This is a genomic window from Kitasatospora sp. NPDC007106 (genome assembly GCF_040634455.1).
Taxonomy (GTDB): domain Bacteria; phylum Actinomycetota; class Actinomycetes; order Streptomycetales; family Streptomycetaceae; genus Kitasatospora; species Kitasatospora arboriphila.
Genome location: NZ_JBEYFP010000325.1, coordinates 1 through 6,595, shown reverse-complemented (window position 1 = coordinate 6,595; position 6,595 = coordinate 1). Strand labels below are relative to the sequence as shown.

The 6,595-nt window shown below is 73.4% G+C and carries 6 protein-coding genes and 2 pseudogenes; 4 read left to right on the top strand and 4 right to left on the bottom strand.

The window, feature by feature from the left end; genetic code table 11:
• Nucleotides 1-718: pseudogene (locus ABZ641_RS22270) on the top strand (hypothetical protein); the annotation flags it as partial.
• Between the two features lie 129 nt (nucleotides 719-847).
• Nucleotides 848-2,461 carry a metallophosphoesterase family protein gene (locus ABZ641_RS22265; RefSeq protein ID WP_359984219.1) on the top strand — a complete coding sequence of 538 codons (1,614 nt, stop codon included), beginning with the start codon at nucleotides 848-850 and terminating at the stop codon, nucleotides 2,459-2,461.
• A gap of 54 nt (nucleotides 2,462-2,515) precedes the next feature.
• On the opposite strand, the gene ABZ641_RS22260 is transcribed toward ABZ641_RS22265, so the two are convergent.
• Nucleotides 2,516-2,998 (bottom strand): peroxiredoxin, encoded by a 483-nt coding sequence (locus ABZ641_RS22260; RefSeq protein ID WP_344623097.1) that lies wholly within the window; start codon nucleotides 2,996-2,998, stop codon nucleotides 2,516-2,518.
• 111 nt (nucleotides 2,999-3,109) lie between these two features.
• Complete coding sequence (locus tag ABZ641_RS22255; protein WP_344623096.1) at nucleotides 3,110-4,321, bottom strand: pyridoxal phosphate-dependent aminotransferase; 1,212 nt, start codon at nucleotides 4,319-4,321, stop codon at nucleotides 3,110-3,112.
• Between the two features lie 85 nt (nucleotides 4,322-4,406).
• On the opposite strand from ABZ641_RS22255, the pseudogene ABZ641_RS22250 reads away from it, so the two are divergent.
• Both ABZ641_RS22250 and ABZ641_RS22245 read left to right on the top strand, forming a co-directional pair.
• Nucleotides 4,407-4,760 (top strand): annotated as a pseudogene (locus tag ABZ641_RS22250) (helix-turn-helix domain-containing protein); the annotation flags it as partial.
• Nucleotides 4,761-4,902: 142 nt separating this feature from the next.
• Complete coding sequence (locus ABZ641_RS22245) at nucleotides 4,903-5,496, top strand: dihydrofolate reductase family protein (protein ID WP_344623095.1); 594 nt, start codon at nucleotides 4,903-4,905, stop codon at nucleotides 5,494-5,496.
• Between the two features lie 40 nt (nucleotides 5,497-5,536).
• Here the strand turns inward: ABZ641_RS22245 and ABZ641_RS22240 are convergent, their stop codons facing one another.
• Together ABZ641_RS22240 and ABZ641_RS22235 are read right to left on the bottom strand one after the other, a co-directional pair.
• Nucleotides 5,537-6,052 (bottom strand): DinB family protein, encoded by a 516-nt coding sequence (locus ABZ641_RS22240; RefSeq protein ID WP_344623094.1) that lies wholly within the window; start codon nucleotides 6,050-6,052, stop codon nucleotides 5,537-5,539.
• Nucleotides 6,053-6,059: 7 nt separating this feature from the next.
• The coding region (locus ABZ641_RS22235) for a DUF4184 family protein (protein ID WP_359984215.1) at nucleotides 6,060-6,595 on the bottom strand (536 nt) is incomplete at its 5' end.

Genomic DNA, 6,595 nt, shown 5'->3' with positions numbered 1-6,595 from the left:
CCGCGCCGCCCCCGCCGCCCGCACCGCCGGCTGGCGGGCCCTGGCCGCCCGGCTGCCCGACTACCTCGTCAACGAGGACGGCGCGCTCGCCGAATGGGCCTGGCCCGGCCACCGGGACGGCTACGACCACCGGCACGTCAGCCACCTCTACCCGGTCTGGCCCCTCGGCGAGATCGCCCCGGACACCACCCCGGAACTCGCCGCGGCCGCCCGCACCGCGCTGCTGCTGCGCGGCGACGAGAACCACTCCGGCCACGGCCACCTGCACCGGGCGCTGGCCGCCGCCCGGCTGGACGACGCCGGGCTGCTCACCTGCCAGCTGGCCCACCTGCTCGTCCGCGGCTTCTTCTTCCGCTCGCTGATGAGCAGCCACTACCCGGACCGGGACGTCTTCAACGCGGACGTGGCGCACGCCCTGCCCGGGGTGCTCACCGAGATGCTGCTGCGCTCCCGCCCGGCCCGCCCCGGCCGCCCGGCCCAGCTGACCGTGCTGCCCGCGCTGCCCGCCGCCCTGCCGAGCGGTCGGCTCACGGGGGCGCGCACCCGCTTCGGGGCGGTCGTCGAGGAGCTGGCCTGGTCGCCCGAGCAGGTCACCCTGGCGCTGCGGGCCGAGCGGGCCTGCACGGTCGAGCTGCGGATCGTCCCGCTGCACAAGGAGGGCGGCGAGCTGCTGGAGCTGGCGGCGGGCCGGCTGCGCACCGTCACCGTGGAGCTCTGACGGACCGTCGCCCGGGCCGGGGACTTTGCGAACGGATGGCCGATTCTTGCTCGGCGGCAGACCGGCGCGACGGCGCCCGTTCACCCGGAGTCCCTCCGTGGGCCAACCACCGCTGGGAGCCTCCCGGGCATGGATATCCCGAACATGGGCGTGCCCGCGGGGCTCGCCGACCGCATGAGCACGGCCGAGCAGCACGAGTACCTGCGCAGCAGGCTGTCCCGGCGCAGGATGCTGCGCTCCTCGGCGGTGACGGTGGGTCTGCTGGCCGTCGGCGGCGCGCTGGGCGGCGGCACCGCCGCGGCGGCGCCGGCCGGCGGCTCCGTCACCGACGGCATCGACGGCGCGCTGGTCGCGCCGACGGGCCGCCACCTCGCCTTCGGCCCGCGGCCGGACACCCAGTTCCGGATCTCCTGGCAGGTCCCGGCACCGGTGAAGCGGCCGTTCCTGCGCTTCGGCCGCCACCCGTGGGACCTCTCGCACAAGGTGGAGGCAGAGGTGCGCGCCCTGCACACCCCGGCGCTCACCCCGACCGGCACCCCGGTCGACCAGTACTACCTGCACGTCGCGCTGGACCACCTGCAGCCCGACACCACCTACTACTACGGCGTCGGCCACCAGGGCTTCGACCCGGCGTCCGGCCAGGCGATCTCCACCCTGTCCACCTTCCGCACCGCGCCGGCCCGGCACGGCCGCGGCGGCCGCCCGTACGAGCCGTTCACCTTCACCGCCTTCGGCGACCAGGGCGTCTCCTCGCACGCCGCCGGGAACGACCACGTGATCCTGGCCCAGAAGCCGGCCTTCCACCTGCACGCCGGCGACATCTGCTACGCCGACCCGGCCGGCTCCGGCCAGGACTCCGACAAGTCGGTGTACTCGGCCACCACCTGGGACGCCTTCCTGGTGCAGACCGAGACGGTCGCCGCGAAGGTCCCGTGGATGGTCTCGTACGGCAACCACGACATGGAGGCCTGGTACTCGCACCACGGCTACGGCGGCGAGGACGCCCGGTTCTTCCTGCCCGGCAACGGCCCGGACCCGCGCACCGCGCCCGGCGTGTACTCCTTCGTCTACGGCAACGTCGGCGTGGTCTCGCTGGACGCCAACGACGTCTCCTACGAGATCCCGGCCAACCTCGGCCTGACCGCGGGCCGGCAGACCGCCTGGCTGGAGCGGACGCTGCGCTCGCTGCGGGCCGACGAGGGCGTCGACTTCGTGGTGGTCTTCTTCCACCACTGCGCCTTCTCCACCACCCACCAGCACGCCTCCGAGGGCGGTGTCCGCGAGGCCTGGGTGCCGCTCTTCGAGAAGTACCGGGTCGACCTGGTCGTGAACGGCCACAACCACGTGTACGAGCGCACCGACGCGATCCTCGGCAACAAGGTGGCGAAGGCGGTGCCGAGCGGCGGCACCGTCGAGCCGGCCAAGGACGGCGTGGTGTACGTGACGGCGGGCGCGGCCGGCCGCAGCCTGTACTCCTTCGACGCACCGGACAGCTACGAGGGCCACGAGAAGCGGGTGGACTCGGTGGCCACCTTCCACTTCGCCAAGGGCGGGGTGAAGGTGCCGGAGACGGTGGAGTGGTCGCGGGTGCGCTACACCGGCTACTCCTTCGTGCGGGTGGACGTCGCCCCGGCGCACAAGGGCCGCACCGCCACCATGAAGGTCACCGCCCTCGCCGAGGACGGCACGCAGGTCGACCACTACACGATCGCCCGCCGCGCGGGCGAGTGCACGGCGCACTGAGGCCGGACGCGGCGGGCCCGCCTCCGGTCGGGGAGGCGGGCCCGGTGTCGTCGCTCAGCCCAACTTCGCGAGTTCCGACGCCAGTTCGTCGCTGTGGCGGAAGGTCAGGCCGGCCAGGGCGACGTGCTTCCAGCGAACGGTGAGGTCGCCGTCCAGGATGAACACCGAGCGGCGCAGGCCGAGTCCGGGCACCGCGATGCCGTACGCCTTCGCGACCGTGCGGTCGGTGTCGGCGAGCAGCGGGAAGGCGATCCGGTGCCGGTGGGCGAACTGCTCGTGGCTGTCGAGGCCCTGCGGGCTGATGCCCCAGACGGTGGCGCCGAGCCCGGTGAAGCGCTCCAGGTCGGAGGTGTACTCGCAGAGCTGCTTGGTGCAGACGGGCGTGTCGTCGCCGGGGTAGAAGACCAGCACCAGCGGGCCGCCGCCCTTGGCGTCGGAGAGCCGGTACTCATGGCGCTGCGCGGTGTCCCCGGCGAGCAGCAGGCCGGGCAGGGCGAAGTCGGGGGCCTGGGTTCCGGCCTCGGGCGGCTTGGGCATGGACGTCCCTTCCGGACATCAGGTAGACAGACCTGTCTGTCTTCTTGCAGCCCGATGCTAGCCCGGTCGCACGGCGGGTGTCATGCACCCTGCCGTGCGATCGGGCCGCGGTCACTGCCGGTAGGTGGCCAGGAAGCGGCCGATCCGGCTGATCGCCGTCTCCAGGTCGTCGGCGCGCGGCAGGGTGACGAAGCGGAAGTGGTCCGGGCGCGGCCAGTTGAAGCCGGTGCCCTGGACGACGTGGATCTTCTCGCGGAGCAGCAGGTCCAGCACGAACCGCTCGTCGTCGACGATCTTGTGCACCTCGGGGTCCAGCCGCGCGAAGGCGTACAGCGCGCCCTTCGGCTTGACGCAGCTGACGCCCGGGATCTCGTTCAGCGCCCGGTGGGCGACGTCGCGCTGCTCGGTGAGCCGGCCGTTCGGCAGGGTGAGGTCGTTGATCGACTGGTGGCCGCCGAGCGCCGCCTGCACCGCGTACTGCGCCGGCACGTTCGGGCACAGCCGCATGCCGGCCAGCATGGTCAGGCCCTCCAGGTAGTCCGCGGCCCGCTGCTTGGGGCCGGACACCGCCAGCCAGCCGCTGCGGAAGCCGGCCACCCGGTACGCCTTGGACAGGCCGTTGAAGGTGAGGGTGAGGACGTCGTCGGCGAGCGCGGCCAGGCAGTGGTGCTCGGTGCCGTCGTAGAGGATCTTGTCGTAGATCTCGTCGGCCAGCACCATCAGGCCGTGCCGGCGGGCGAGGTCGAGGATGCCCTCCAGCAGTTCCCTGGAGTAGACGGCGCCGGTCGGGTTGTTGGGGTTGATGACGACGATCGCCCGGGTGCGGTCGGTGATCTTCGAGGCGATGTCGTCGAGGTCGGGGAACCAGTCGGCCTGCTCGTCGCAGAGGTAGTGCACCGCCCGGCCGCCGGCGAACCGCACCACCGCCGTCCACAGCGGGTAGTCCGGCATCGGGACGAGCACCTCGTCGCCGTCGTCCACCAGCGCCTGCACGGCCATCTGGATCAGCTCGGAGGCGCCGTTGCCCAGGTAGACGTCGTCGACCGTCATGCCGGTGACGCCGCGCTGCTGGTAGTACTGCACCACCGCGCGGCGGGCCGGCAGGATGCCGCGCGAGTCGCTGTAGCCGTGGGCGTTCGGCAGGTTGCGGATGATGTCCTGGAGGATCTCCGGCGGCGCCTCGAAGCCGAACGGCGCGGGGTTGCCGGTGTTCAGCCGCAGGACGCTGTGCCCGGCCTCCTCCAGGGCGTTCGCCTGGTCGACCACCGGGCCACGGATCTCGTAGCACACGTCCTTGAGCTTGCTGGACTGCCGAAACTCCACTGCGGCCTCCCGACCTCACCTCTGGTTGCTTTGTTCTACCAAGTAACCACTTGGAAAGTCCAACCTTTTGGCTATGCTGATCCCCATGCCACGCCGAAGCTACGACCAGTACTGCGCCGTCGCCCGCGCCCTGGACGCGGTGGGGGAGCGCTGGAGCCTCCTGATCGTCCGTGAACTCCTCGGCGGGCCCCGCCGCTACACCGACCTGCACGCCGACCTGCCCGGCGTCTCCACCGACATCCTCGCCGCCCGGCTCAAGCAGCTGGAGGGCGAAGGACTGGTCGAACGCCGCCGGCTGGAACGCCCCGCCAACGCCTCGGTGTACGAACTCACCGCCCGGGGCCAGGAGCTGCGCCCCGTCCTGGAGGCGCTCGCCGTCTGGGGCGGCCCCGACCTCGGCGAGCCCCGGCCCACCGACGCCGTCCGCGAGCACTGGTACACCGCGGTCGGCTGACGGCCCCTCCGGCGCACGCCCCCGGTCCTGCGGCGGCCTGACCGCTCCGGGTGAGCGGCCGGCCGCCGCGGTGTGTCCCGCGCCCGCCCCGGCCGCCCGCCCCTACGGTGGGCGGCGGGAGGCGCACATGGCACGGGTGATCACACAAGCCTCGATGTCCCTGGACGGATTCATCGCGGACCACTCCGACCAGGTCGGGGCACTGTTCGACTGGTACTCCAACGGGGACGTGGAGGTCACCGGCGCCGACCCGGACCGGGTGTTCCGGGTCTCGGCCGCCAGCGCGGAGTACCTGCGCTCCGCCTGGTCCACCGTCCGCGCCACGGTGATCGGCCGCCGTCTGTTCGACATCACCAACGGCTGGGACGGCAGGCCGCCGGTCGGCGAGGCCGTCTTCGTGGTCACCCACCGCCCGCCGGACGAGTGGGACTTCCCCGACGCACCGTTCACCTTCGTCACCGGCGGCCCGGCCGAGGCGGTCGCCCTCGCCAAGCAGTACGCCGGGGACGGGGACGTCGCCGTCACCCCCGGCGACGTCGGCGGCCAGGCCTTCGCGGCGGGCCTGGTGGACGAGGTCCTGGTCGACCTCGTCCCGGTGGTGTTCGGCGCCGGCGTGCACTACTTCGGCGGCTACCACGGCTCACCGCTGGTGCTGGAGGACCCGGAGATCGTCCAGGGCGACCGGGTGTGCCACCTGCGCTTCCGGGTCCGCCGCGACTGACCGCCCCGGCCGGCCGCTGTCCCGGCCGCCGCCGGCCCGGTCAGCCGCCGGTGACGCCGTCGGTGTGCTCGCGCAGCAGGTCGGCGTGGCCGTTGTGGCGGGCGTACTCGGACACCAGGTGGAAGAGGACCAGGCGCAGCGAGTACTCCTCGCCGTCCAGCACGAAGGTGTCGTCCAGCGAGGCGCCGGCCAGGACCTCGTCGGCGAGCCGGCGCTCCTCCAGCAGCCGGGCGTAGTCCTCCTCGGCCCGCGCCGGGTCCAGCTCGTCGAAGTCGGCGTCCTTGTTCGGGCTCTCGGAGTACAGCCGCGGCACCGGCAGTCCGGCGAAGCGCTCGCGGAACCACGTCCGCTCGACCTTCGCCAGGTGGCGGATCAGGCCCAGCAGCGAGAGGTTCGACTCCGGCAGCGGGCGCAGTGCGAGCTGTTCGCCCGTCAGGCCCTGGCACTTGAACAGGAAGGTGTCGCGCTGCCAGGCGAGGTAGCCGGTCAGCATCTCGCGCTCGCCGGCCACGAGGGAGCCGCCGGTGCGCTTGGTGTCGGGTGCGGTCCAGGTCATGGCGCGATCATGCCGCCCGGCCGAAGCACCGCGCCAGTGCCTTTCCCGCCGTCAGCCGCCGGAGGGCGCCGTAGCCGAGCAGCGCCAGGCCGGCCCCCGCGAGCGAGCCGAACGCGACGGTGGGGACGAGCTCGTACGCGGGCTCCGGGCCCGGTCCGCCGGACCACCGCGCGATCCGCAGTGCCGTGCCCGCCGCGGCCGCCAGCACGATCCACCCGTACACCGCCCACCGGGCCCGGGGGCCCAGCGCGGGCACCGGCCCAGGGAGCGGACCGCTCGCCGCGACGGGTGCGCTCCGGCGCCGGGACTCGCGCAGCAGCCACCATGCGAGGACGGCCAGCGCCACGGCGGACGTCCCGTACTGCAGCACCGCGTGGAGCGGCCGGCCCGCGACCGCGGTGCGGTCCAGCACCGGGAACAGCCGGACACCGAAGCGGCCCGGGTGGGTGAAGCCGTCCCAGCCGACGTGGCTGGCCGCACCGAGGGCCGCCGAGACGGCGAACCAGCCGGCCGTCGCACCGCGCGCGGGCGGCAGCGCGCTGC

Excerpts from the sequence above, each read along its gene's own strand:
- ABZ641_RS22240 (WP_344623094.1), bottom strand. The coding sequence starts at position 6,052 with ATGACCTGGACCGCACCCGACACCAAGCGCACCGGCGGCTCCCTCGTG.
- ABZ641_RS22245 (WP_344623095.1), top strand. The coding sequence starts at position 4,903 with ATGGCACGGGTGATCACACAAGCCTCGATGTCCCTGGACGGATTCATC.
- ABZ641_RS22260 (WP_344623097.1), bottom strand. The coding sequence starts at position 2,998 with ATGCCCAAGCCGCCCGAGGCCGGAACCCAGGCCCCCGACTTCGCCCTG.
- ABZ641_RS22265 (WP_359984219.1), top strand. The coding sequence starts at position 848 with ATGGATATCCCGAACATGGGCGTGCCCGCGGGGCTCGCCGACCGCATG.